Raw genomic sequence first — 20924 nt, 5'->3', positions numbered from 1 at the left:
CCCATGCTGTCCGCCAAGTCCGCCGAGATCGTCGAAGCCACCCTGCCCGCCGTGGGCGGCGCGATCGGTGAGATCACGCCGCTCTTCTACGACACGCTCTTCGCCGACCACCCGGAGCTGCTGCGCGACCGGTTCAACCGGGGCAACCAGGCCAACGGCACCCAGCGGCAGGCGTTGGCCGGCTCGATAGCCGCCTTCGCGTCCGCCCTGATCACCCACCCCGACCTGCGGCCGGACGCCATGCTCGCCCGGATCGCCCAGAAGCACGTCTCGGTCGGCATCCGGAACGACGAGTACCCGATCGTCCAGAAGTACCTGTTCGCCGCCATCGTCGAGGTGCTCGGCGAGGCCGTCACCCCGGAGGTCGCCGCCGCCTGGGACGAGGTGTACTGGCTGATGGCCAACGCGCTGATCGCCATCGAGGACCGGCTGCGCGCCGAGACCGCCGCCGCGCAGTCGGGCGACCCGGACGACCTCTGGCGCCGCTTCACCGTGATCGCCCGGCGCCGGGAGACCGACGACGTGACCACCTACCTGGTCCGCCCCGCCGACGGCGGCCCCGTCCCGCCCGCACGGCCCGGCCAGTACGTCTCGGTGCACGCGACGATGGCGGACGGCGCCCGGCAGATCCGCCAGTACAGCCTCTCGGGGAGCTCCGGCGGCGCGCTCCGGTTCACCGTCAAGCGGGTCGATGCCGGGGCCGACGGGGCACCGGCCGGCGAGGTGTCCAACCACCTGCACGACCACCTGCACACCGGCGACGTCGTCGAACTCGCCCCGCCGCTCGGCGACCTCACCCTCGCCGACGGCGCCGGACCGGTGCTGCTGGCCTCGGCCGGAATCGGCAACACGCCGATGACGGCCATGCTGGACCACCTCGCCGCCACCGGCTCCCCCCGGACGGTGATCTCCGTGCACGGCGACCGGGACCAGCACGCGCACGCCTTCCGGGCCGAGCTCGACCGGCTCACCGCCGAGCTGCCGAACGCCGTCGCGCACGTCTTCTACGAGCGGCCGGTGGGCGACTGGCCCGCCGAGCGCACCGGCCTGGTCGACCTCTCGACGGTGCCGGTCCCGGCCGGGACCGTCGCCTACCTGTGCGGGCCGCTGCCCTTCCTGCGCTCGGTGCGGGCCCAGCTGCTCACCGCGGGCGTGGCGGCCGCCGACATCCACTACGAGGTGTTCGGCCCCGACCTCTGGCTGGGACAGGACGCCTGAGCCCCGGCGGCCACTGCCTGAGCGACCACTGACCGGACCACCGCTGCCCGAGTGACCCCGGCCCGAGTGCCTTCCGGACGGCCGGGGGCGCTCAGCGGACGGCCGGGGGCACTCAGGCCGGCCGCAGCTCCAGGGTGCAGCACTTGGCGCCGCCGCCGCCCTTGAGCAGCTCGGAGACGTCCACCGGCACCGGGTCGTAGCCGTGCTCGGCCAGCCGGCCGGCCAGCGCCTTGGCGGCCTCCGGCAGCAGGACCCGCCGCCCGTCCGAGACCGCGTTGAGGCCGAACACCTCGGCGTCCGCTCGGTCGGCGAGGATCGCGTCGGGGTAGAGGCTGCGCAGCAGCGCCTGGCTGTCGGGCGTGAAGGCCTCGGGGTAGTACATGACGTGGTCGTCGCCGAGGACGGCGAGCGCGGTGTCCAGGTGGTAGAAGCGCGGGTCGACCAGGGTCAGGCCGAGCACCTGGACCCCGAACAGGGCCCGGGCCTCGGCGTGCGCCGCCGGATCGGTACGGAACCCGGTGCCGGCCAGCACCCGGCGGCCCACCACCAGGTGGTCGCCCTCCCCCTCGTTGACGTGCCCGGCCCGGTGGACCTCGCGGTAGCCGGCGGACCGGAACCACGCCTCGTGGGCGTCGGACTCGCCGGCCCGCTCGGGGTGCCGGAAGGTCGCGACCAGGGCCCGGCCGTCCAGGACGGTGGCCCCGTTGGCGGTGTAGACCATGTCGGGCAGGCCCGGCACCGGCTCGATCAGCTCGACGGTGTGGCCGAGCCGCCGGTAGATCGAACAGAGCCGCTCCCACTGGCGGACGGCGAGCTCGGTGTCGGTCGGTCGGGCCGGGTCCATCCAGGGGTTGATCGCGTAGTCGACGGTGAAGTGCGTCGGCCGGCACATCAGGTAGCGCCGCGGCCTCGCGGTGCGCTCCGGGGTTCGGTTCGGCATGCGGCTACCTCCGCCGTCCGGGACTGCTGGGATCGGGATGCTGTGCGCTGGGGCGCCGGGGCGGTGGAGAACGCGGCCTCGGGTACCGGAGCACGTGGGGGCGTGCCGGTGCGTATCGCACCTCAGAGGGCGGCTGCCCACGCGAATCCGTTCGCACACATGAGCGGACACCATCGCCGGGTGCAACACCCCGCGCACCCGGCGCGCACCCCGGCGCACGGGGGCGCCGGGCACCGGGGCGCGGGTGCGCGGAGGCTCCGTCACGACGCCGGGGCGCCGCCGCCCGGCCGCCGGCCTACCAGCGCAGGACGAAGTCGACCGGCCTCGTCCGCAGCCCGGCGCACCGCTCGGCCAGCGCCCGCAGCCGCCGGCCGGCCTCCTCGGCCGGCATCCGCCGCCGGTCGCCGTGCCCCGGAAGCACCCACTCGAAGCGCAGGCGCCCGACGCCGCGGGCGAGCGAGGCCGCCAGCTCCTCCATCGAGTACCAGGTGACCCCGTCGGCCACCTCCAGGTCGCCGGTGGTGCGCGACCAGTAGAAGCTGTCGCCGCTGAAGCAGTACCGGTCGTCGGCCACGTACAGGACGCTGCCCAGGGTGTGCCCGGGGAACGGGTGGGCCACGACCCCGGGGGCGATCTCCACGGGTTCCCGGCCGCGCAGCACCCGGTCGGCGTCGGGCGCGGCGCCGAGGTCCCCCTCGTGGATCCAGAGCCGCGCGCCGAACCGGTCGGCGTACGCGCGGCCGTGCGCCGCGTGGTCGCGATGGGTGAGCAGCACGTCGGTCACCGGGCCGAGCGCCTCGTAGCGGGCTGCCAGCGGTTCGGCGTACCGGGGCGTGTCCACCATCAGGTACCCGCCGGGCCGGCGCAGCAGGTACGCGTTGGCGCCGGCGGTGTGCTGGGAGTTGTGGCCGCACAGCAGCAGGTCCTCGTCGAGCGCGAGCGGGAACGGGTCCCGTGCCGGGTCGAGCGGCCGGCCGCGGAGGCGGACGGAACGGGTGGGGCAGGCGTGGGCGGCGGCGTACAGCTGCCGCAGCTCGGCCTCGTCGCGGGGCGGGCGGACGACCTCGGAGCGGCCGTCGCGCTCGTGGATCAGATCGGGGGCGAGCTGGCGGGCGACGTCGCAGTTGGTGCAGCGGTCGTCGACGTACCAGCCCGTTCCGGGGGTCCTGGACGCGGTGAGGGGATCGGTGTCGGTCATGCTTGCGCCCTCCTGTGGCGGGGCGCCCGCCGAACGGCGGGGCCCTTCCAGGGTGGGCACCGGCGGACCGGAAGCGGAAGGGGGTCACGATCCTGTCATTTCTCCGACGGAGCTATCTGGCTCACCGCCCTGACGGTCCATCAGGTCGGTTCGACCGCCCGCCGCCCCCGGCGCGCCCCGCCCCCCGCGATATTCCCGGAACCTGCTGAATCCGTACGTGGCCCATCTCACGTCCCCCCGGGGGCCACCTACGGTGGCGTAGGTCACTTGAGACAGTGAACTATCTCCTTCATGCCGAACCTCCAGGAGACTCTTGACCTCAGTTCGTACGCGGCCCTCGGGGACAGCTTCACCGAGGGGCTCAACGACCCCGGCGTCGGCGGCGCCTTCGCCGGCTGGGCCGACCGGCTCGCCGGCCTGCTCGCCGACGGACGCCCGCCGGGCGAGTTCCGCTACGCCAACCTCGCGGTGCGGGGCCGGCTGCTCGACCAGGTCACGGCGGAACAGGTGCCGCAGGTCCGGCGCATCCAGCCGGACCTGGTGACCTTCTGCGCCGGCGGCAACGACATCCTGCGACCCGGCAGCGACCCGGACGAGGTCGCCGAGCGCTTCGAGCGCGCCATCGTCCAACTCACCGAGTCCGCCGGGACGGTGCTCATCTGCACCGGCTTCGACACCCGGGGCGTGCCGCTGCTGAAGCACCTGCGCGGCAAGATCGCCACGTACAACGGCCACATGCGGGCCGTCGCCGACCGCAACGGCTGCAAGGTCGCGGACCTCTGGTCACTGCGCGCGGTGCAGGACCGCCGGGCGTGGAGCGAGGACCGCCTGCACCTCTCGCCCGACGGCCACCAGCGGGTCGCCCTGCTGGCCGCCCGCTCGCTGGGCCTGCGCACCGAGCAGGACCCGGAGGCGCCCTGGCCGGTCCTGCCGTACCAGTCCGCCGCCGACCAGCGCCGGGAGAACCTCCAGTGGGCGCGCGAGTTCCTGCTGCCGTGGGTCGGCCGCCGACTGCGCGGCGAGTCCTCCGGCGACCACGTCGAGGCGAAGCGGCCGGAGCTGCTCCCGCTCTGACGGATCGTCAGGCCCGGCCGGGTGCGGTCCCCCTCCCCACGGAAGCGGACCGCACCAGCCGGGCCGCCCCCGCGTGCAGCAGCGCGGCGGCCGCCGCGCCGACCAGGTACCAGCAGAGGTCCGGCGCGTTGAAGGTGGACCCGAGCACCAGCCGGGCCACCGTGCTGCGCCGCGCCAGGTCGTCGGGGACGCCGGTGAGCTGGAACAGCTCCACCGCCCAGCTCAGCCCCGCCGCCACCGCACCGGCGGCCACCGGACGCAGCCGCGGCGCGACGAGCACCACCAGGGCGTACACCAGCACCGTGTACAGCGCGTCGCCCGCGTACTTGGCGAACTCGCCCCCGCCGACCGCCCGCACCCCGAGCCCGGCCCCCACTACCAGCACCGCCGCCACCCCGGCCACCGCCCGGACCCCGCCACTCCCCCGAAGCTCACCCATCGGGCCACCCTAGGGGGTGTCGCGAGCCGGGGACCACCCGGTGCCGCGGTGGCGCCCGGTCGGTGGGGGACGGAGAATCCTTGGTGGTCCCGGTCGGTCCGGAGCCGCCCCGCGCGCGGTCGGCGGGCGCCGTCGCCGACCCGTACGCGCACGCCTCATCGGGGGCGTCCACCGGTCGGCGGTGGTGGCACGATCCGGAGCTGGCATGACCGATCCGCACACGATCCTCTGGCAGGCACGCCGAGGCCCCGTACCGACGGACTGGCACGTCTTCACCAAGAGACGGGGCAAGCTGAAGGGGTTCTTCCGGGGGACGTCGGACGATCCGGACCCGCTGCTGGTCATCACCCCGGACGGCACCGTCGAGTACACGGACGAGCGCCACCCGCCGGCCGTCGTCGACTTCTACGCCCTCACCGACATCACCCTCCAGGTGAGGGGGCAGAGCTTCTCCGACAGCACCATGGTGAACCTCGCCGTGTGGATCGACCTCCAGTACCGCGACGGCACGAAGGCGAAGTGGCGGTCCGCGTCCTTCCCGGGCGACCTGCGGGCCGTCCAGGGCTTCATCGAGGCGTACGGCGCCCACAAAGCACTTCTCGGGGGCTGACGCCGCGCCCCGCCCCCGCAACCGCGGCACCGCCCCGGGCGTCCATCCCTCCCGACGGGTTGTCCGGGCGGGCGGGTAACCTGCTGCCCGGCCCGCCGACGGGCCGGGTCCGCGCAGGTCGCGGGCGGGAACGACAGAGGACGGGGCGGGGCACCATGACGCAGCTCACCGAAGCGGTGGAGGAGTCCGGCGTACGGGCGGAAGCGGCCGGCCGGGGGCGGCGGTTCGCCGTCGACGGGTTCGCGCCGCACCACGACGGCCGCTCCCGCGAGCGCGGCAAGGCCCTGCGCGAGCGCATCCCGCGCGAGCGGCACGCCGAGTTCGCCACCGCCGACGACCGTCCGACCGCCATAGCGGCGATCGAGGCGTCCAACGCCGGGCGGATCACCGAGCTGGTCCCGATCCGGCTGGGCCGGATGGCGGCCACGCCGTTCGCCTTCCTGCGCGGCTCGGCCGGCCTGATGGCCGCCGACCTCGCCCCGACACCCACCTCCGGGATCACCGCCCAGCTCTGCGGCGACGCGCACGCGGCCAACTTCGGCCTGTACGGCGACGCCCGCGGGCAGCTGGTGATGGACATCAACGACTTCGACGAGACCGTGCCCGGCCCGTGGGAGTGGGACCTCAAGCGGCTCGCCGCCAGCCTGGTACTGGCCGGCCGCGAGGTCGGGGCCGACGAGACCACCGCCCGCCAGGCCGCGTTCGACGCCGCCGGCTCGTACCGCCGCACCATGCGCGCGCTGGCCAAGCTGCCCGTCCTGGACGCCTGGAACGCCGTCGCCGACGACCAGCTGGTCTCGTTCGCGCAGGCGCACGACCTGGCCGACGCCCTGCAGAAGGTCGGCGCGAAGGCGCTGGGCAACACGAGCGCCAGGTTCGCGGCCAAGTCCACCGTCCGCGCGCAGGACGGCGGCCTGCGGTTCACCGCGGCGCCCCCGGTGCTCAGCGAGGTCCCGGACGCGACGGCCGCCGCGGTGGCCGCCGCGCTGGGCCCCTACGTCGGCACGGTACCCGCGGAGCTGCACCCGCTGCTCGCCCGCTACCGGGTGCAGGACGTGGCGTTCCGCGTGGTGGGCACCGGCAGCGTCGGCACCCGCTCGTACGTCGTGCTGCTGACCGACCACCGGGAGCAGCCGCTGGTGCTCCAGGTGAAGGAGGCCCGGCCGTCGGTCCTGCTGCCGCACCTGGCCCGCGCCGGGTACCCGGTGACCGCGCCGGAGGGCCACGAGGGCCGCCGGGTGGTCCTCGGCCAGAAGCGGATGCAGGTGGTCAGCGACACCCTGCTCGGCTGGACCACCGTGGACGGACTGCCCTACCAGGTACGGCAGTTCCGCAACCGCAAGGGCAGTGTGGACCCGGCGGCGCTGCTGCCCGCCCAGCTCGACGACTACGCCCGGATCACCGGCGCCCTGCTCGCCCGGGCCCATGCGCACACCGCCGACCCGGGCCTGATCACCGGCTACTGCGGCAAGAACGAGGAGCTGGACGAGGCGGTCGCCACCTTCGCGGTGGCGTACGCGGACCGGACCGAGGCGGACCACGCCGACCTGGTCACGGCCGTCCGGGCGGGCCGGCTCCCGGCCGAGCACGGCGTCTGATCCCGGGCCCGGCGCCGCCCCGGTCGCCCGGGGCGGCGCCGCGCTCGCCCCTCAGCGCCGGGCGAGGTCCAGGAACGGCGCGACGACCGCGACGAACTCCGCCGGCCGGGTGTGGTGGACCAGGTGCCCGGCCTCGACGGTGACCACCCGGCAGTCGGGGATCCGCCCGGCCATCTCGGCGATCCGGTCCTGCGGGACGTGGCTCGCCCGGCCCCCGGCCACCACCAGGGTGGGTGCGGTGATCGCGGCCATCCGCTCCAGCCAGACCGGCTCGGGGGTGTCCAGCTGCGCCTTGACCGGCTTCACCACCGCCCAGTCGAAGTCCACCGGCCCGGGGGGCGCGTCGGCCACCGGGGCCGCCGGCCGCGGGTAGGGCGCGGGGACGTCCTCCAGCACCAGCCGGCCGACCCGCTCGGGGTGCTCCTGCGCCAGCAGGTACGCCACCACACCGCCCATCGAGTGCCCGACGACATCGACCCGGTCCAGCCCGAGCGCGTCCAGGAAGGCGAGGACGTCGTCCCGCATCGGCTCGACGCCGTACCGGCCGGGCCGGCCGCTGTCCCCGTGGCCGCGCAGGTCGAGCGCGAGGACGCGGTGGCGCGGCGCGAGGTCCGGCAGCACGCCGGCCCAGTCGGTGGCCCGCTCGCCGAGCGCGTGCAGCAGGAGCAGCGGCGGGGCACCCGGCGGGCCGGACTCGCGGTAGGCGAGGGTGACCTCCGGCAGTTCCACGGTCCGATGATCGGTCATGCCGATCACCGTATGCCGTGGCCCCCGGCTGCCGACAGGCCGTTCGCCCACCGCTCAACCCGGCCGGTCCCGGTCCTATCCCCGGGCCCGTACCTCGCCGGGCCGCACCTTCCCGGCCTGTGCCTCGCCGACCGGCACCTCGCCGACCTCGCCGGCCCGCACCTCGCCGATCCGGCCGGGGGCGGGCGCTCCGGGTCCGGCCTGCCCGGGCAGCGGTACCGCCACCGGTCGCGCGTCCTCCCGGGCCGCCACCGGGCCGCCGTCCTCCCGGGCCGCCGCCCGGCTCGCGAGCACCGAGGCCAGCACCGCCAGGGCGGCCACCGCCGCGCAGACGGCACTGGCGGAGGTGTACGCGGCCCGGTGACCGCCACCGCCGCCCGTCGCGCGCAGGTAGACACCGGAGAGCGCCGAGACGCAGACCGCCGCCGCTATCCGCTGCGCCATCTGCAGGATCGCCCCGCTCACCCCGGCCGCCTCGGCGGGCGCATGGCGCAGCACGTACGCCTGGTTGGTCGCGCCCATCACGCCCGCGGCCGCGCCGCCGAGCAGTTGCAGCCCCGCCAGCAGCCAGGGCAGCCCACCCGTCGGCGCCCACCGCACGACCAGGCCGCCGGTGAGCATCACCAGCGCCGCGAGCGTCAGGCCCGCGGTGACGGTCCGCCGGCCGAAGCGCTGCACCACCCGCCAGGCGAGCGCCGAGGCGACGCCCATCGAGACCGCCGAGGGCAGCGCGACCAGCGCCGCGCCCATCGGGGAGAGGCCGAGCCCGTCCTGCAGGAACATCGCCAGCACCAGCCCGGCCGCCACGGACGAGCCGAACTGGGCCATCGCCACCGCCGTGCCGAGCGCGTACGGCGCGGACCGGGTGAGCGCCGGGTGGATCAACGGGTGCCCGCCGGCCCGGGCGCAGCGGCGCTGCCACCACACCAGCGCGCCCAGCAGCAGGGCCGCGCCGACGCCGAAGGCCAGCCAGCCGGTCCAGGCGGGCGGCTGCACGAACGGCAGCATCAGCACCAGGGTCAGCGCGGCGACCAGCAGCAGCCCGACCAGGTCGAGGTCGGCGTTGCGGGCACTGGGGCGCGGGCGCGGCAGGCAGCGGGCCGCCAGCACGACGGTCGCCAGCCCGAACGGCACGTTGAGCAGGAACGTCAGCCGCCAGCCGAACCCCGGTCCGACCGCGGCCAGGACGGCGCCGCCGATCGGCGGCCCGAGCGCGAAGGCCAGGCCGCCGGTGACGGCGTACATCCCGAGCGCCCGGGCCCGCAGCTGGCCGTCGAACACGTCCTGGATGGTGCCGATCATCTGGGAGTTGACCAGCCCGGCCCCGGCGCCCTGGAGCAGCCGGGCGGCCACCAGCACCCAGGGCTCGGTCGCGGTCGCGGAGAGCACGCTGACGGCGGTGAACACGGCCAGGCCGGTGACGAAGAACCACTTGCGGCCGCGGACGTCGCCGAGCCGCCCGCCCGGGACCAGGGCCAGGCCGAAGGCGAGCGAGTAGCCGGCGACGATCCACTGCAGATGGGCGGGGCCGGCGTGCAGGCTCTCCCGGAGGGCGGGTATCGAGGTGTTGAGGACGGACTGGTCGAGCAGGGTGGTGAACCCGCCCGCGACGCAGACCAGCAGGACGCGGCGCCCGGCCGCGTCGAAGCGCTCCCGGGGCGGCGCCGCCGGGCCGGGGGCGGGGGTCACGGCTCGACCACCACCAGGACGTAGCGGGCGGCCTCGGGCCCCGGGCTGCGGAACCGGGTGCTGTCGGCGGTGAACCGCAGGCAGTCGCCGGCCGCGAGCTGCTGCGGCTCGCCGTCGACGGTCAGCTCCAACCGGCCCTCCAGCAGCCAGAGGTGGTGCTCCAGGCCGGGGACGGACGGCCGGTCGTAGGCGATGTCGGCGCCCGCCGGCAGCAGCCCCTCGATGATCTCGGCCCGCAGCGAGCCGTCCGGCGGGGACACCGAACGCCGCACGAACCCCGTCGCCTCGTCACGCCAGACCCGCTGCTCCCCGGCCCGGACCAGCCCGGCCGGGGCCGACTCGACCTCGGCGAGCAGCCGCGACATCGTGCGCCCGTACACGGCGCAGAGCCGGCCGAGCAGGGCGGCCGTCGGGCTGACCTCCGCCCGCTCGACCCGGGACAGCGTGGACCGGCTCACCTCTGCCCGGCGCGCCAACTCCTCCAGCGTCCAACCGCGTTCGACGCGGAGTTCGGCCAGTCGGATGGCCAGCCGCTCGTCGGCGGCCGTATCGATTCCCATATTCGCGATGCTATCCCGGATATGGGATCACCTACAGGGCGCGGGCCCCGGTCAAGCGGCCCGGCGGGGGGCGCCGGCGCGTGGCGTGCACGGCCGCACCCCGGCGGTGCCACCGGTGTGCGGCCGGTGCGCGGCGCGACCACCCCGGCGGCACCGGCCGCTCCGCACCCCGGCGCCCACCCGGCGGTACGTCAGCAGTCCGGGGCCTCCGAGGCCGCAGGTCGGGGTCGGCCCGGCGCCTCCGGCGTGCCGCCCGCGGGAGCGGCACGGCCCAGCGTGCGGATCGCCGGGATCGCGAACAGCGCCACGCAGCCCGCCAGGCAGGCACCCGCCGACAGCAGCAGCAGCCGCCCCGGGGAGGCCAGCGCGGTGGCCGGTCCTGCCAGGATCTGACCGAGCGCGATCCCGGACACCGAGCCCGCCAGCTCGTACGCGCTGACCCGGTTGAGCACCGCGGGCGGGGTGTGGGTCTGCACGCTGGTCGCCCACATCACCGACCAGAACGCCCAGGCGCCGCCGCCGAGCACGTGGCCCGCCAGCAGCACCGGCAGGCCGGTGTCCAGTGCGACGCAGAGCGGCAGCACGGTGTACAGCGCCATCGCCGCCGCACCGGCGGCCAACGGCCGGGCCGGGCGCACCCGCAGGGCCAGCAGCCCGCCGAGCACCGTTCCGACGCCGAGGAAGGAGACCGCCAGACCGTAGGCGTTCGGGCCGAGCCGGGCACCGACCAGCGCCGAGCTGAGCGGCACCAGCGGACCGAAGAGCAGCACGCCGTAGCCCACCCAGATCAGGATCACCGACCACATCCAGGTGCGCGCACGGAACTCCTGCCAGCCCTGGCGCAGGTCGCGGCGGAGCGAACCGCCGGTGCGGGCACCGGGGTCGGCGCCCGCCGGGGAGCCGGCGGCGGGCGGGGCGGCCTCGGGCGCGCCGGCCGGGGCGAGCCGGATGAGCGCCAGGCACAGGGCGCTGAGCAGGAAGGTGGCGCCGTCGATCGCGTAGACCGTCCCGGCGCCGGTCAGCGCGATCAGCAGGCCCGCCAGGGCCGGGCCGAGCAGTTGGGCGAGCGCGTCGGCCACCTTGAGCGTGGCGTTCGCCCGCTGCGGCTCGCGGGCGACCAGCGGGACCATCCCGTTCACCCCGGGCTGGAACATCGCGGTGGCCGCACCCGCCAGCGCCGCCATGGTCACCAGCAGCCAGAACGGCGGCGGTCCCGCGAAGAACGCGGCGGCCAGCACCCCCTGGGTGAGCACCCGGGCGAGGTCCGCGCCGACCATCATCCGGCGCGCACCGACCCGGTCGGCGAGCACCCCGCCGAACAGGACCAGGGCGACGACCGTCCCGGTCCAGATGCCGAGGACGATGCCGACCCCGGAGATCCCGTAGAGCGCGCCGACCGCGAGTGCGGTGGCGACCGGCATCATCGCGTCGCCGACCAGCGAGACCGCGCGGGCGACGAAGTAGAGCGTGAAGCGCCGGTCCCACAACGGGGGCCGGGCGGGCGGCGGACCGGTCCGGGCGGCGCGAGCGGTCCGGACGTTCCGGGTGGTCCGACTGTTCTGCGCGTCCTTGGTGTTCTGGCTGTTCTGTGCGTTCTGTGCGTTCTGGGTGTGCGTCTGCGAGGTGGTCACAGCACGATGGTGGTCTGGACCATTCGACCACCCCAGTGTCCCGAACGACATGATGGGGTACTTTCGCGCCATGACGCTTCGTCCGCCGCCCGGATCCCCGGCGCCGCACCGGGTCGTGGCCCTGCTCCAGCCCCCGCAGTCGACCTTCCTGCTGGCCTGCGCGACCGAGGTGCTGGGCGACCACGGCCCGGCGATCCCCGCCCGCTACACGGTCGAGGTCTGCACCGAGCACCCCGGCCCGGTGCGGACCCAGGTCGGCTACGACCTGCTGGTCACGGCAGGCCTGGACGCGCTGGAGCGCGCGGACACCGTCCTGGTCCCCGGCTGGCAGCAGCCGGCCGGCACCGAGGTGCCGCCGGCGGTGGTCGAGGCGGTCCGCCGGGCGCACCGGCGCGGCGCGCGGATCGTCGGCATCTGCTCGGGCGCCTTCGTGCTCGCCGCCGCCGGACTGCTGGACGGCCGACGGGCCGCCACCCACTGGGCCCGGGCCGCCGAACTGGCCGACCGGTTCCCCCAGGTCCGGGTCGACCCCGCGGTGCTCTACGTGGACCACGGCGATGTCGCCACCAGCGCCGGATCGGCGGCCGGCGTCGACCTCTGCCTGCACCTGGTGCGCACCGACCACGGCGCCGCGCACGCGATGCGGATCGCCCGGCAGATGGTGATGCCGCCGCACCGCGAGGGCTGCCAGCTGCAGTACGCCGAACTGCCGACCTCCGGACCGGTGACCGACTCGCTGGCCCCCCTGCTGGAGTGGCTGGGCGGGCGGCTGGACCAGCAGGTCAGCGTCGCCGAGATGGCGCTCCACTCCCAGGTCTCGGGCCGCACGCTGACCCGGCGCTTCACCGAGCAACTGGGCATCAGTCCCGGACGCTGGCTGCTGGACCGGCGGATCGCCGCCACCCGGGCCCTGCTGGAGGAGACCGACCTGCCGGTGGAGACCATCGCGCACCGGGTCGGCCTCTCCTCGGCGGTCAACCTGCGCCGGCGCTTCCACGAGGCACTGCGCACCACGCCCGCCGCCTACCGGCGGGCCTTCCGCTCGGACCCGACCCGATAGGCCCCGGGCCACCGCGCGACCGCCCGGGGCCGGGTGGAACCACCCCGCCGAAACGCCCCTGACCTGGCCCGATAGGGTCGGTGGGCCGGGCGGGTGCGGAGCACGCACCACCACGGGGACGTCGCACCGCGCGGCGGGCCCGGCCGTCGTCACCGTGTCACCACCAGGTCGGGGGAAGAAGTGCGCCGTTCCACAGGTCTCGTCAGTACCGTGCTCGCGCTGCTGTGCGCGGCGGGCTGCTCGTCCGCCGCCGGCGGGAGCGCCGCCGGGCCGTCGGCGAGCGGCTCGGCGAGCGTCTCGGCGTCGGCGGGCGCACCGGCGGCGAGCACCGCGGCCGCGAGCACCCCGCCGCCGTCCGGCGCTCCGGCGACGCCCGCGGGTGCCACGAGCGCCCCGGCCGGGCCGTCCGCGGAGCATGCCGCCGCCGTGCGCGAGGCCGCGGCCGCCACCGGCCGCACCAGCGCCAGGGTCGGCCAGACCGTGCAGCTCACCAACGGCGACACCACGTACAACCTGGCCGTGGCCGGGGACTTCGACATGGCGGCGGACCGGGGGCAGCTCGGCGTCGACCTCCCCGGGGGCGCGATCAGCCACCTCGACGAGGTCTTCGCCGACGGCCAGGTGTACGTGCGCGGCTCGGCGGGAGTGCCCGCGGGGTCCTGGGCGGCGATCGACCGCGAGCGGACCGTCGCGCACGCCCTGCTCCGGTCGCCGGTCAACGACCCGGAGCACGTCCTGCAGCAGCTCTCCACGCTGACCCGGGTCGTCCGGAACGGGGAGGAGGAGCTGGACGGCGTCCGCACCGTGCGGTACAGCGGCGTGCTGGCCGACGACGCCGTCGTCCTGCGCCTGGCACCGGAGGTCCAGGCCAAGCTGGCGACCTACCGGAGCCTCGGCGGCGGCGACCTCCGGATCCCGGCCGAGGTCTGGGTCGACCCCCAGGGTCGGGCGGCGAAGGTCCGGCTGGTCCTGGACATGGACCCGATCCACGCCGTCACCACGGTCGCCTTCACCGAGTTGGGCAAGCCGGTGAAGGTGTCGCCGCCCCCGGCGAAGAGCACCAGCGCGGTCACCGAGCTCTCCGGCGTCCTCACCGGCTGACCGGCCCGCGCCGGGCGCGGAGCCGGTCCCGCACGCCTGCGGCCTGCGCCGCGACCTACGGCGGACGGCCTCCCGCCGGTGTTACCCACCTGGTTCACGACCCTTCCAAAGCCGTGAACTGCCGGTCATATGATGTCCGCGATCGGGGGCCGACCAGGGCCCGCGCACCAAGGGGGATCATGTTCGGGATCATCAGGCCGTGTCGGCACCGGCTCTCCGAGCGGCTGCAGGCCTCGTGGATGGCTCATCTGTGCGGACTCTGCCTGGCACTCAGGGACGACCACGGCCAACTCGCCCGGACGGCCACCAACTACGACGGTCTGATCATCTCGGTGCTGGTCGAGGCACAGAGCGCGAAGGACGACGCCTCCTGGCGCCGCACCGCCGGGCCCTGCCCGCTGCGCGGGATGCGCACCGCCCCGGTCGCCACGGGCGAGGGCGCCCGGCTGGCGGCCGCCGTCTCGCTGGCGCTCGCCTCGGTGAAGATCCGCGACCATGTCGAGGACCGGGACGGCGTGTTCGCCCGGCGCCCGGTCGCCGCCGGGGCCCGCGCCGTCACCAGGCGCTGGGACCGCAAGAGCGCGGGCGGCGCCTCGGCGGTCGGCTTCGACACCGCCGTCCTGCTCGACGCGGCCTCCCGCCAGGGCGCGTTGGAGCGTGCGCTGCCGCCGGGCGGGTCCGTCCTGCTGGTCACCGAGCCGACCGAGAGCGCCACTTCGGCGGCGTTCGCCCACACCGCCGTCCTGGCCGGCCGGCCCGGCAACGCCGAACCGCTGGCGGAGGCGGGGCGTCTGTTCGGCCGGCTCGCCCACCTGCTGGACGCCGCCGAGGACCAGGCCGAGGACGCCGCGAGCGGAGCCTGGAACCCGCTCACGGCGACCGGCACCGACCGGGCCGAGGCCGAACGCCTCTGCCGGGACGCCGTCCACGGCATCCGGCTCGCGCTGCGCGAGGTGGAGCTGACCGACCGGGCCCTGGTGCACACCCTGCTCGCGCACGAGACGGAGCGGGCCGTGGAGCGCGTCTTCGGCCCGGCCGCGCACACCGCCACCTGCCGGACCCGGACGGCGCCCGCCGACGGCGCCGCCGGGCACGGTTCCGTCGGGCACGGGGGCGTCGGGCACGGCTCCGACCCGTACGGCTCCGACCCGTACCGGTCGGCGCCCCGGCAGGACCCGGGGCAGGCGCCGCCCGCCGGTCCCGGCGCGCCGATCCCGCCCTGGGTGCCGCAGGGCCCCGGGTTCACCCCGCCCGGCGGCCGCCCCCCGCACCGGCGCAACCTGCTGGCCGGCTGCGCGGTCTGGGCGCTGATGGCCTGCACCTGCCAGCTGATGTGCTGCTCGCACGACGATCCGTTCTCGCGCGAGCGCAAGGAGGGGTGGTGCGCACGGCAGGACGTCGACTGCGGGGACTGCGGGGACTGCTGCAGCAACTGCGGTGACTGCTGCAACTGCTGTGGAGACGGCGGGTGCTGCGACGGCTGCGGATGCGACGGGTGCGACTGCGGCTGCGACTGCTGAGCACCCCCGCCCTGCGCGGGCCGGGCGCGATCGCCGCCCGCGCAGGGCCGCTGACCCCACCTCAGGCGGAGCCGGCGTCGTCCGCGAGGCCGGGCCGCCCGGCGCGGCGGCTCCGACCTGCGACGGACCACGGCTCCGGGACTTCTTCGCCCCGCTGCCCGCCGAGGGCCTCGCCGGGCGGTACTCCTGCCCAGCGCGCGGCGCGGCGACGAGGCGCCGGAGGCGGCGGCCGACTGGGAGCGAACCTGGCAGCAGCTGACGGGCTGGCGGCGCTGGCTGGACCTGCCCGAGGGCGGTCACCTGTCCTTCTGTGACCTGCCCTGGGTGCTGGAAGCCTTCGGGGTGCGCGACCGGATACCGCCGGAGACGGCACGCCCGTAGTACGGCATCCTCCGCGGCGAACGCGCGCTCGCCGCGTCCCGGGCCTGTCTGGGCGCCTTCTTCGACCGGCACCTGCTCGGCCGCCCGAGCGCACTGCTGAACGGCCCCTCTGCGGACTACCCGGAGGTCCGCTTCGTGAAGTAGTCCACGCCCGCACCGGCGGCCACGGCCACGCCGCCACCGGCGCCGACAGCGACACCCGCGCCGGCGCCGACTCCCGAGCAGCCGGCTCCCCCGCCCCGGGCCGGCCCGGCCGGGTCCGGCAGCGGGACAGGTCCCGCCACCGGCAGCCCGCCCGTCGCCGAACCGGACAGCGGGTCCGGCAGCGAACCCGACCAGGGAGCGGACACCGGCCCGCGCTGCCAGAGCGGCAGCACGGCGACCGGCCCGCGCTCACCGGCCGTCGTCACCCCGGACTCACGCATCGAACCCCGCCTCGGCGGCCGCCCGACGGTCCGCCGTCAGCGAGTCGCCCAGGCGCGCCAGCAGCACCCGGAAGCGCTCCGTGTCCTGCTCCGTCATCCGCCCGTCGGGCAGCGCCCGCCCGCCCTGCTCCTCGACCGTTCCCTCGTTCATGCCGCCAACGCTAGGCGTCGGCGATCAACGGCCGATAAACACCCACATCACGCAGGCACCACGGGTACCACGAAGCTCCGGGCACACCGACGGGCCGCTGCCGTCGCGGCCGTTACGCCCGGCCGAGCACCCGGTCGACGGTGATCTCGATGACCACGCGGTCCGGGTTCACCCGGGGCTCGCGGTACCGCTCGGTGTACCGCCGGACGGCATCGGCCACCGCGTCCGGCTCGTCCCGCACCACGGCCACGCCCTCCAGCGTCGACCAGCGCGCGCCGTCCACCTGGCAGACAGCCACCCGCATGCCCTCGGCTCCGGCGGCCTGCACATTGCGCACCTTGCGACTGGTCCGGCTGCTGATCACCCGCGCCGTCCCGGTCTCCGGCTGGTACGTCACCCCCACCGGCACCACGTGCGGCGAGCCGTCGGGGCGCCGGGTGGTCAGGGTGGAGATGTGCCGCTCCCGCCAGAAGGCGAGGAAGGCTTCGTCGAGTGCGTGCGGATCATGGGCCATGCCCGCGATCGTACGGCGCCCGGCCCGGTGCGCGGGGCACCGGGCCGGGCATCGCCCCCGGTCACCTGCCGGAGCCGGCTACCGGGGCCGGGGCCGGCTCCGGCCGGTGACCGGGGACCATCGCGGTCAGTGGCCGCGCGCGATCCACTCCGGAAGTGCGGGCGCCTCGGCGGCGATCGTGGTCGGGTCGCCGTGGCCGGTGCGGACCACCGTCTCCGGGGGGAGCGAGAGGAGGCGGTCCCGGATCGAGTCGATGATCGTCGGGAAGTGCGAGAACGACCGGCCGGTGGCGCCCGGGCCGCCCTGGAAGAGGGTGTCGCCGGTGAAGACCGTGCCGAGCCCGGGCGCGTGGAGGCAGACCGCACCGGGCGCGTGGCCGGGGGTGTGCAGCACGGTCAGCTCGGTGCCGGCCACCTCGATCCGCTGTCCGTCGGCGAGTTCGCCGTCCGGCAGGCGGTCCGGGTGGGTGAGCTTCCAGAGCGGCAGGTCGTCCGGGTGCAGCAGGATCGGCGCACCGGTGCGGTCGGCGAGCGCCGGGGCCGCGTCGATGTGGTCGTTGTGCGCGTGGGTGGAGACGATCGCCAGCAGGCGGCGCCCGCCGAGGGCCGCCTCGATCGCCTCGGCGTCGTGTGCCGCGTCGATCACCACGGCCTCGTCGTCGTCACCGACGATCCAGACGTTGTTCTCCACCTCCCAGCTGCCGCCGTCGAGGTCGAAGGTGCCGGCCGTGACCAGCCGGTCGATCCGCGCGCCGCTCACAGGATCACCACCGAACGGAGCACATCACCCTCGTGCATGCGCGCGAACGCCTGCTCCACGCCGTCGAGTTCGATGGTCTCGCTGACGAACGCGCCGAGGTCCAGCCGGCTCTGGAGGTAGAGGTCGATCAGCATCGGGAAGTCCCGCGACGGCAGGCAGTCGCCGTACCAGGAGGACTTCAGCGCGCCGCCCCGGCCGAACACGTCCAGCAGCGGCAGCTCCAGCGTCATCTCCGGCGTCGGGACGCCGACCAGGACGACCGTGCCGGCCAGGTCACGGGCGTAGAACGCCTGCTTGTACGTCTCCGGGCGACCGACCGCATCGATCACGACGTCCGCGCCGTGGCCGCCGGTCAGCTCGCGGATCGCCTCCACCGGGTCGGCGGTGCGGGAGTTGATGGTGTGGGTGGCACCGAGCTTCTCCGCGGTGATCAGCTTGCGGTCGTCGATGTCCACCGCGATGATCTTCCCCGCGCCGGCCAGCCGCGAGCCGAGCACGGCCGCGCCGCCGACACCGCCGCAGCCGATCACCGCGACCGAGTCGCCCCGGCCGACGTTGCCGGTGTTGATCGCGGCGCCGATGCCCGCCATCACACCGCAGCCCAGCAGGCCCGCGACGGCCGGCTCGGCCCTCGGGTCGACCTTGGTGCACTGGCCGGCCGCGACCAGGGTCTTCTCCGCGAACGCGCCGATGCCCAGCGCCGGGGACAGCTCGGTGCCGTCCAGCAGCGTCATCTTCTGCTTGGCGTTGTGCGTGTCGAAGCAGTACTGCGGGCGCCCGCGCTCGCACGCGCGACACTGGCCGCAGACCGCACGCCAGTTGAGGACGACGAAGTCACCGGGCACGACCTCGGTGACGCCCTCGCCGACCGACTCCACGATCCCCGCCGCCTCGTGCCCCAGCAGGAACGGGAAGTCGTCGTTGATGCCGCCCTCCCGGTAGTGCAGGTCCGTGTGGCAGACGCCGCAGGCCTGGATCCGCACCACCGCCTCGCCCGGCCCGGGGTCGGGTACGACGATCGTCGTCACCTCCACGGGCGCGCCCTTGGCACGCGCGATGACTGCCTTCACCTGCTGGGCCATCCGATTCCACCTCCGTCGGCCGGTGCGGCTCTGCACCGGCGTGACCTGCGTCAAACGACTTGCCCACGAAGCGTATCGCCCGGTGCGGGGCGCGCCCGGCGAACGGCCCCGGTGATGCCGCTCACCGCCCCCGGGCGGCGGGGGCGCGCGGGCGCGACCGAGCGCCCGTCATCGGCCCCTCAACCACCCCGCGTTGGCTGGAATGGTTGCTGACTGTGGCTCGGCGCCCACGTACGGTCGTAACGACCCGTCCGACTCACCTGCCCCGTCCGCCCGCGTCGCCGCCCGGACCGGCCGCACCGTGCCAGGCCTCCCCGACCGACCGTTTCCGCCGATCCGCCCCGCTCCGCACCACCCCGACACCCCCTGCGCCGTCCCGACCGCCCATCCAGACCGCCCGCCTCGACCGCATGCCCCACCCCCGCGCACCTCCCCGGATCCACCCCCCGTCGGGCCGCCCCCGCGGCCCACCGCCCTGGAGTCTGGAGTACGGATGTCCGCCGAGAACAGTGCCACCCGTGCCACGACCGGCCCCGCCGAGACCCATGCGCCCGGCCCGCCCCGTCCGGCCCCGGCGTCCCACCCGGCCGCGCCGCCCGCGCTGGCCGGCCCACCTGCCCTGCCCGCGCTGCCGCCGCTGCACTGCCTGCGGCGCCTCGAACCGGGCCCGCCGCGCCTCGGGGCGCTGCCCACCGGCACCCCGGTCTGGCTGGTCAGCCGGCACGCCGACGTGCGGCAGGTGCTGACCGATCCGCGCCTGGGCCGCGCCCCGCTCTACGCGCCCGAGGCACCCCCGCTCACGCTCACCCCGAACCTCCTGGACAACCCGGAGGGCATGCTGAACCTCGACGGCGTCGACCACCAGCGGCTGCGCCGCACGGTGCAGCGGGCGTTCACCCCGCGCGCGATAGCCCGCTGGCGGCCCTGGGTCGCCTCGGTGGTCGAGGCCCTGCTGGACGAGCTGATCGACCAGGGCTCCCCCGCCGACATCATCGCCGCCTACACCCGCCCGCTGCCGGTGGCCGTGATCAGCAGGCTGCTGGGCCTCGACGGCCTGGACGGCAAGCGCCTCGCCCACTGGAGCGACCACGCGCTCTCCACCACCGCGCACTCGACCGAGTCGGTCCGGGTGGCCATGGAGGAGTTCGCCGGTTTCGGGGCCGGCCTGATCGCCGAACGCCGGGCCGCGCCCGGTGACGACCTGGTCAGCGGCCTGCTCGCAGCGGCCCGGGAGAGCGGAGGCATCACCGAGCGGCAGCTGGTCTCGCTGGTGATCGGCCTCGTGGTGGCCGGGCACGAGACGACCATGACGATGCTCGGCAACGCCCTGGTCTATCTGCTGAGTGACGGCCGCGAGGCCTGGCACCGGCTGGCCTCCGACGAGCAGAGCGCGGCCGCCGCCACCGAGCAGCTGCTGCGCGGCGTCCCGCTCGGGGACGGCGACGCACTCCCCGGTCTGTTCCGGCGCGCCGTCGAGGAGGTGGAGATCGGCGGCGTGCTGATCCCGGCCGGCAGCGTGGTCGCCGCCGACACCACGACCGCCAACCACGACCCCGAGGTCTTCACCGGCGATCTGCTGACCGAGCTCTTCTCGCCGCTGGCCGCGCCGATGTACACCTTCGGCGCCGGGCCGCACCACTGCCTGGGCGCCTGGCTCGCCCGGATGGAACTGGAGCTGGCCCTGCATCGGCTGGCCCGCCGATTGCCCGCGCTGCGGCTCGTCGGGCCGACGGACTCCATCGACTGGCGGCGCGGGCTGCTGACGCGCAGTCCGAACACGCTCCAGGTCTCCTGGTGACACCGGACTCGGCCGGGCCCGCGCCGGACACCCGGCGGTCGGGCTCCCGGCAGCCGTCCTCCCCGACCGCTCCCGCGGCCGCGGTTGCGGCGGCTGCGGCCGGAGGCCCGCCCGGGGAGGACGACCCGGTGGTGGTCCGGGTCGACCGGGACCGCTGCATCGGCTCGGGCATGTGCGCGCACACCGCTCCCGGCTCGCTGGCGCTGGGCGCCGACGGCGTGGCCCACCCCCTGCGGGGATCCGCGCCCGACGGCGGACCGGCCGGCGAGCGGCTGACGGAGCGACTCGCCGAGGCCGTCGACTGCTGCCCGGTCGAGGCGCTCGCCCTGCACTCGGCACGGGACGGCCGCCGGGTCGCGCCGTCCGACTGAGACCGCCGGCGCCGCCCTCCGGCCCGGGGAGCGGCGGCGCCGACCGCCCCGGACGGCC

The 20924-nt window shown here is 75.7% G+C and carries 21 protein-coding genes; 9 read left to right on the top strand and 12 right to left on the bottom strand.

What is annotated here, in order from left to right; translation table 11 throughout:
• Window positions 1-3 precede the first annotated feature (3 nt).
• Complete coding sequence (locus ACZ34W_RS29080; RefSeq protein WP_465608298.1) at window positions 4-1218, top strand: globin domain-containing protein; 1215 nt, start codon at window positions 4-6, stop codon at window positions 1216-1218.
• Window positions 1219-1330: 112 nt separating this feature from the next.
• On the opposite strand, the gene ddaH is transcribed toward ACZ34W_RS29080, so the two are convergent.
• Both ddaH and ACZ34W_RS29070 read right to left on the bottom strand, forming a co-directional pair.
• Window positions 1331-2158, bottom strand: coding sequence for a dimethylargininase (gene ddaH / locus ACZ34W_RS29075; protein WP_465608296.1), 828 nt, complete (start codon window positions 2156-2158; stop codon window positions 1331-1333).
• 295 nt (window positions 2159-2453) lie between these two features.
• Window positions 2454-3356 (bottom strand): MBL fold metallo-hydrolase, encoded by a 903-nt coding sequence (locus ACZ34W_RS29070; RefSeq protein ID WP_465608294.1) that lies wholly within the window; start codon window positions 3354-3356, stop codon window positions 2454-2456.
• A gap of 291 nt (window positions 3357-3647) precedes the next feature.
• Here ACZ34W_RS29070 and ACZ34W_RS29065 point away from each other — a divergent pair, with 291 nt between their 5' ends.
• Window positions 3648-4430 (top strand): SGNH/GDSL hydrolase family protein, encoded by a 783-nt coding sequence (locus ACZ34W_RS29065; protein ID WP_329491165.1) that lies wholly within the window; start codon window positions 3648-3650, stop codon window positions 4428-4430.
• A gap of 7 nt (window positions 4431-4437) precedes the next feature.
• On the opposite strand, the gene ACZ34W_RS29060 is transcribed toward ACZ34W_RS29065, so the two are convergent.
• Window positions 4438-4869, bottom strand: coding sequence for a ribosomal maturation YjgA family protein (locus tag ACZ34W_RS29060; protein ID WP_465608292.1), 432 nt, complete (start codon window positions 4867-4869; stop codon window positions 4438-4440).
• 205 nt (window positions 4870-5074) lie between these two features.
• On the opposite strand from ACZ34W_RS29060, the gene ACZ34W_RS29055 reads away from it, so the two are divergent.
• Together ACZ34W_RS29055 and ACZ34W_RS29050 are read left to right on the top strand one after the other, a co-directional pair.
• A complete protein-coding gene (locus ACZ34W_RS29055; RefSeq protein WP_465608290.1) occupies window positions 5075-5479 on the top strand; it encodes a hypothetical protein in 405 nt (134 codons plus the stop codon).
• Between the two features lie 155 nt (window positions 5480-5634).
• Entirely contained in the window at window positions 5635-7077 is a 1443-nt protein-coding gene (locus tag ACZ34W_RS29050; protein WP_465608288.1) for a DUF2252 domain-containing protein, read from the top strand.
• Window positions 7078-7128: 51 nt separating this feature from the next.
• Here ACZ34W_RS29050 and ACZ34W_RS29045 read toward each other — a convergent pair whose 3' ends face one another.
• From ACZ34W_RS29045 to ACZ34W_RS29030, 4 genes are all read right to left on the bottom strand, one after another.
• On the bottom strand, window positions 7129-7824 hold the full coding sequence (locus ACZ34W_RS29045) for an alpha/beta fold hydrolase (RefSeq protein WP_329491161.1): 696 nt from the start codon (window positions 7822-7824) through the stop codon (window positions 7129-7131).
• Between the two features lie 75 nt (window positions 7825-7899).
• Window positions 7900-9513 (bottom strand): MFS transporter, encoded by a 1614-nt coding sequence (locus ACZ34W_RS29040; protein WP_465608286.1) that lies wholly within the window; start codon window positions 9511-9513, stop codon window positions 7900-7902.
• Entirely contained in the window at window positions 9510-10073 is a 564-nt protein-coding gene (locus ACZ34W_RS29035; RefSeq protein WP_329491159.1) for a helix-turn-helix domain-containing protein, read from the bottom strand. Before ACZ34W_RS29035 ends, ACZ34W_RS29040 begins: the two co-directional genes overlap by 4 nt.
• Window positions 10074-10264: 191 nt before the next feature.
• A complete protein-coding gene (locus ACZ34W_RS29030; RefSeq protein ID WP_465608283.1) occupies window positions 10265-11704 on the bottom strand; it encodes an MFS transporter in 1440 nt (479 codons plus the stop codon).
• Window positions 11705-11774: 70 nt separating this feature from the next.
• Between ACZ34W_RS29030 and ACZ34W_RS29025 the strand changes: the two genes are divergently transcribed.
• From ACZ34W_RS29025 to ACZ34W_RS29015, 3 genes are all read left to right on the top strand, one after another.
• Window positions 11775-12764, top strand: a complete 990-nt coding sequence (locus ACZ34W_RS29025; protein WP_465608281.1) for a GlxA family transcriptional regulator — start codon at window positions 11775-11777, stop codon at window positions 12762-12764.
• A gap of 93 nt (window positions 12765-12857) precedes the next feature.
• Window positions 12858-13865, top strand: coding sequence for an SCO4651 family lipoprotein (locus ACZ34W_RS29020; protein WP_465608279.1), 1008 nt, complete (start codon window positions 12858-12860; stop codon window positions 13863-13865).
• A gap of 179 nt (window positions 13866-14044) precedes the next feature.
• Window positions 14045-15385 carry a DUF5685 family protein gene (locus ACZ34W_RS29015; RefSeq protein ID WP_465608277.1) on the top strand — a complete coding sequence of 447 codons (1341 nt, stop codon included), beginning with the start codon at window positions 14045-14047 and terminating at the stop codon, window positions 15383-15385.
• 497 nt (window positions 15386-15882) lie between these two features.
• Here ACZ34W_RS29015 and ACZ34W_RS29010 read toward each other — a convergent pair whose 3' ends face one another.
• The 5 genes from ACZ34W_RS29010 to ACZ34W_RS28990 form a co-directional block, all read right to left on the bottom strand.
• Complete coding sequence (locus ACZ34W_RS29010) at window positions 15883-16191, bottom strand: hypothetical protein (protein ID WP_465608275.1); 309 nt, start codon at window positions 16189-16191, stop codon at window positions 15883-15885.
• Window positions 16184-16342, bottom strand: coding sequence for a hypothetical protein (locus ACZ34W_RS29005; protein WP_329491152.1), 159 nt, complete (start codon window positions 16340-16342; stop codon window positions 16184-16186). Before ACZ34W_RS29005 ends, ACZ34W_RS29010 begins: the two co-directional genes overlap by 8 nt.
• 112 nt (window positions 16343-16454) lie before the next feature.
• Window positions 16455-16856 (bottom strand): pyridoxamine 5'-phosphate oxidase family protein, encoded by a 402-nt coding sequence (locus ACZ34W_RS29000; protein ID WP_352296660.1) that lies wholly within the window; start codon window positions 16854-16856, stop codon window positions 16455-16457.
• 126 nt (window positions 16857-16982) lie between these two features.
• Window positions 16983-17615: an MBL fold metallo-hydrolase gene (locus ACZ34W_RS28995; RefSeq protein ID WP_329491149.1), complete on the bottom strand. Its 633-nt coding sequence runs from the start codon at window positions 17613-17615 to the stop codon at window positions 16983-16985.
• Window positions 17612-18697: an S-(hydroxymethyl)mycothiol dehydrogenase gene (locus ACZ34W_RS28990; RefSeq protein ID WP_329491148.1), complete on the bottom strand. Its 1086-nt coding sequence runs from the start codon at window positions 18695-18697 to the stop codon at window positions 17612-17614. The genes ACZ34W_RS28995 and ACZ34W_RS28990 overlap by 4 nt, the downstream gene beginning before the upstream one ends.
• A gap of 493 nt (window positions 18698-19190) precedes the next feature.
• Here ACZ34W_RS28990 and ACZ34W_RS28985 point away from each other — a divergent pair, with 493 nt between their 5' ends.
• Together ACZ34W_RS28985 and ACZ34W_RS28980 are read left to right on the top strand one after the other, a co-directional pair.
• Complete coding sequence (locus ACZ34W_RS28985) at window positions 19191-20495, top strand: cytochrome P450 (RefSeq protein ID WP_465608271.1); 1305 nt, start codon at window positions 19191-19193, stop codon at window positions 20493-20495.
• A gap of 128 nt (window positions 20496-20623) precedes the next feature.
• Window positions 20624-20866: a ferredoxin gene (locus ACZ34W_RS28980; RefSeq protein WP_465608269.1), complete on the top strand. Its 243-nt coding sequence runs from the start codon at window positions 20624-20626 to the stop codon at window positions 20864-20866.
• The last annotated feature ends 58 nt before the right edge of the window (window positions 20867-20924 follow it).

It is taken from the genome of Kitasatospora sp. NPDC022856, from assembly GCF_055561235.1.
This window is presented reverse-complemented; position numbering and strand designations above follow the sequence as displayed.

Excerpts from the sequence above, each read along its gene's own strand:
- ACZ34W_RS29080 (WP_465608298.1), top strand. The coding sequence starts at position 4 with ATGCTGTCCGCCAAGTCCGCCGAGATCGTCGAAGCCACCCTGCCCGCC.
- ddaH (WP_465608296.1), bottom strand. The coding sequence starts at position 2,158 with ATGCCGAACCGAACCCCGGAGCGCACCGCGAGGCCGCGGCGCTACCTG.
- ACZ34W_RS29070 (WP_465608294.1), bottom strand. The coding sequence starts at position 3,356 with ATGACCGACACCGATCCCCTCACCGCGTCCAGGACCCCCGGAACGGGC.
- ACZ34W_RS29065 (WP_329491165.1), top strand. The coding sequence starts at position 3,648 with ATGCCGAACCTCCAGGAGACTCTTGACCTCAGTTCGTACGCGGCCCTC.
- ACZ34W_RS29060 (WP_465608292.1), bottom strand. The coding sequence starts at position 4,869 with ATGGGTGAGCTTCGGGGGAGTGGCGGGGTCCGGGCGGTGGCCGGGGTG.
- ACZ34W_RS29055 (WP_465608290.1), top strand. The coding sequence starts at position 5,075 with ATGACCGATCCGCACACGATCCTCTGGCAGGCACGCCGAGGCCCCGTA.
- ACZ34W_RS29050 (WP_465608288.1), top strand. The coding sequence starts at position 5,635 with ATGACGCAGCTCACCGAAGCGGTGGAGGAGTCCGGCGTACGGGCGGAA.
- ACZ34W_RS29045 (WP_329491161.1), bottom strand. The coding sequence starts at position 7,824 with ATGACCGATCATCGGACCGTGGAACTGCCGGAGGTCACCCTCGCCTAC.
- ACZ34W_RS29035 (WP_329491159.1), bottom strand. The coding sequence starts at position 10,073 with ATGGGAATCGATACGGCCGCCGACGAGCGGCTGGCCATCCGACTGGCC.
- ACZ34W_RS29025 (WP_465608281.1), top strand. The coding sequence starts at position 11,775 with ATGACGCTTCGTCCGCCGCCCGGATCCCCGGCGCCGCACCGGGTCGTG.
- ACZ34W_RS29015 (WP_465608277.1), top strand. The coding sequence starts at position 14,045 with ATGTTCGGGATCATCAGGCCGTGTCGGCACCGGCTCTCCGAGCGGCTG.
- ACZ34W_RS29010 (WP_465608275.1), bottom strand. The coding sequence starts at position 16,191 with ATGCGTGAGTCCGGGGTGACGACGGCCGGTGAGCGCGGGCCGGTCGCC.
- ACZ34W_RS29005 (WP_329491152.1), bottom strand. The coding sequence starts at position 16,342 with ATGAACGAGGGAACGGTCGAGGAGCAGGGCGGGCGGGCGCTGCCCGAC.
- ACZ34W_RS29000 (WP_352296660.1), bottom strand. The coding sequence starts at position 16,856 with ATGGCCCATGATCCGCACGCACTCGACGAAGCCTTCCTCGCCTTCTGG.
- ACZ34W_RS28990 (WP_329491148.1), bottom strand. The coding sequence starts at position 18,697 with ATGGCCCAGCAGGTGAAGGCAGTCATCGCGCGTGCCAAGGGCGCGCCC.
- ACZ34W_RS28985 (WP_465608271.1), top strand. The coding sequence starts at position 19,191 with ATGTCCGCCGAGAACAGTGCCACCCGTGCCACGACCGGCCCCGCCGAG.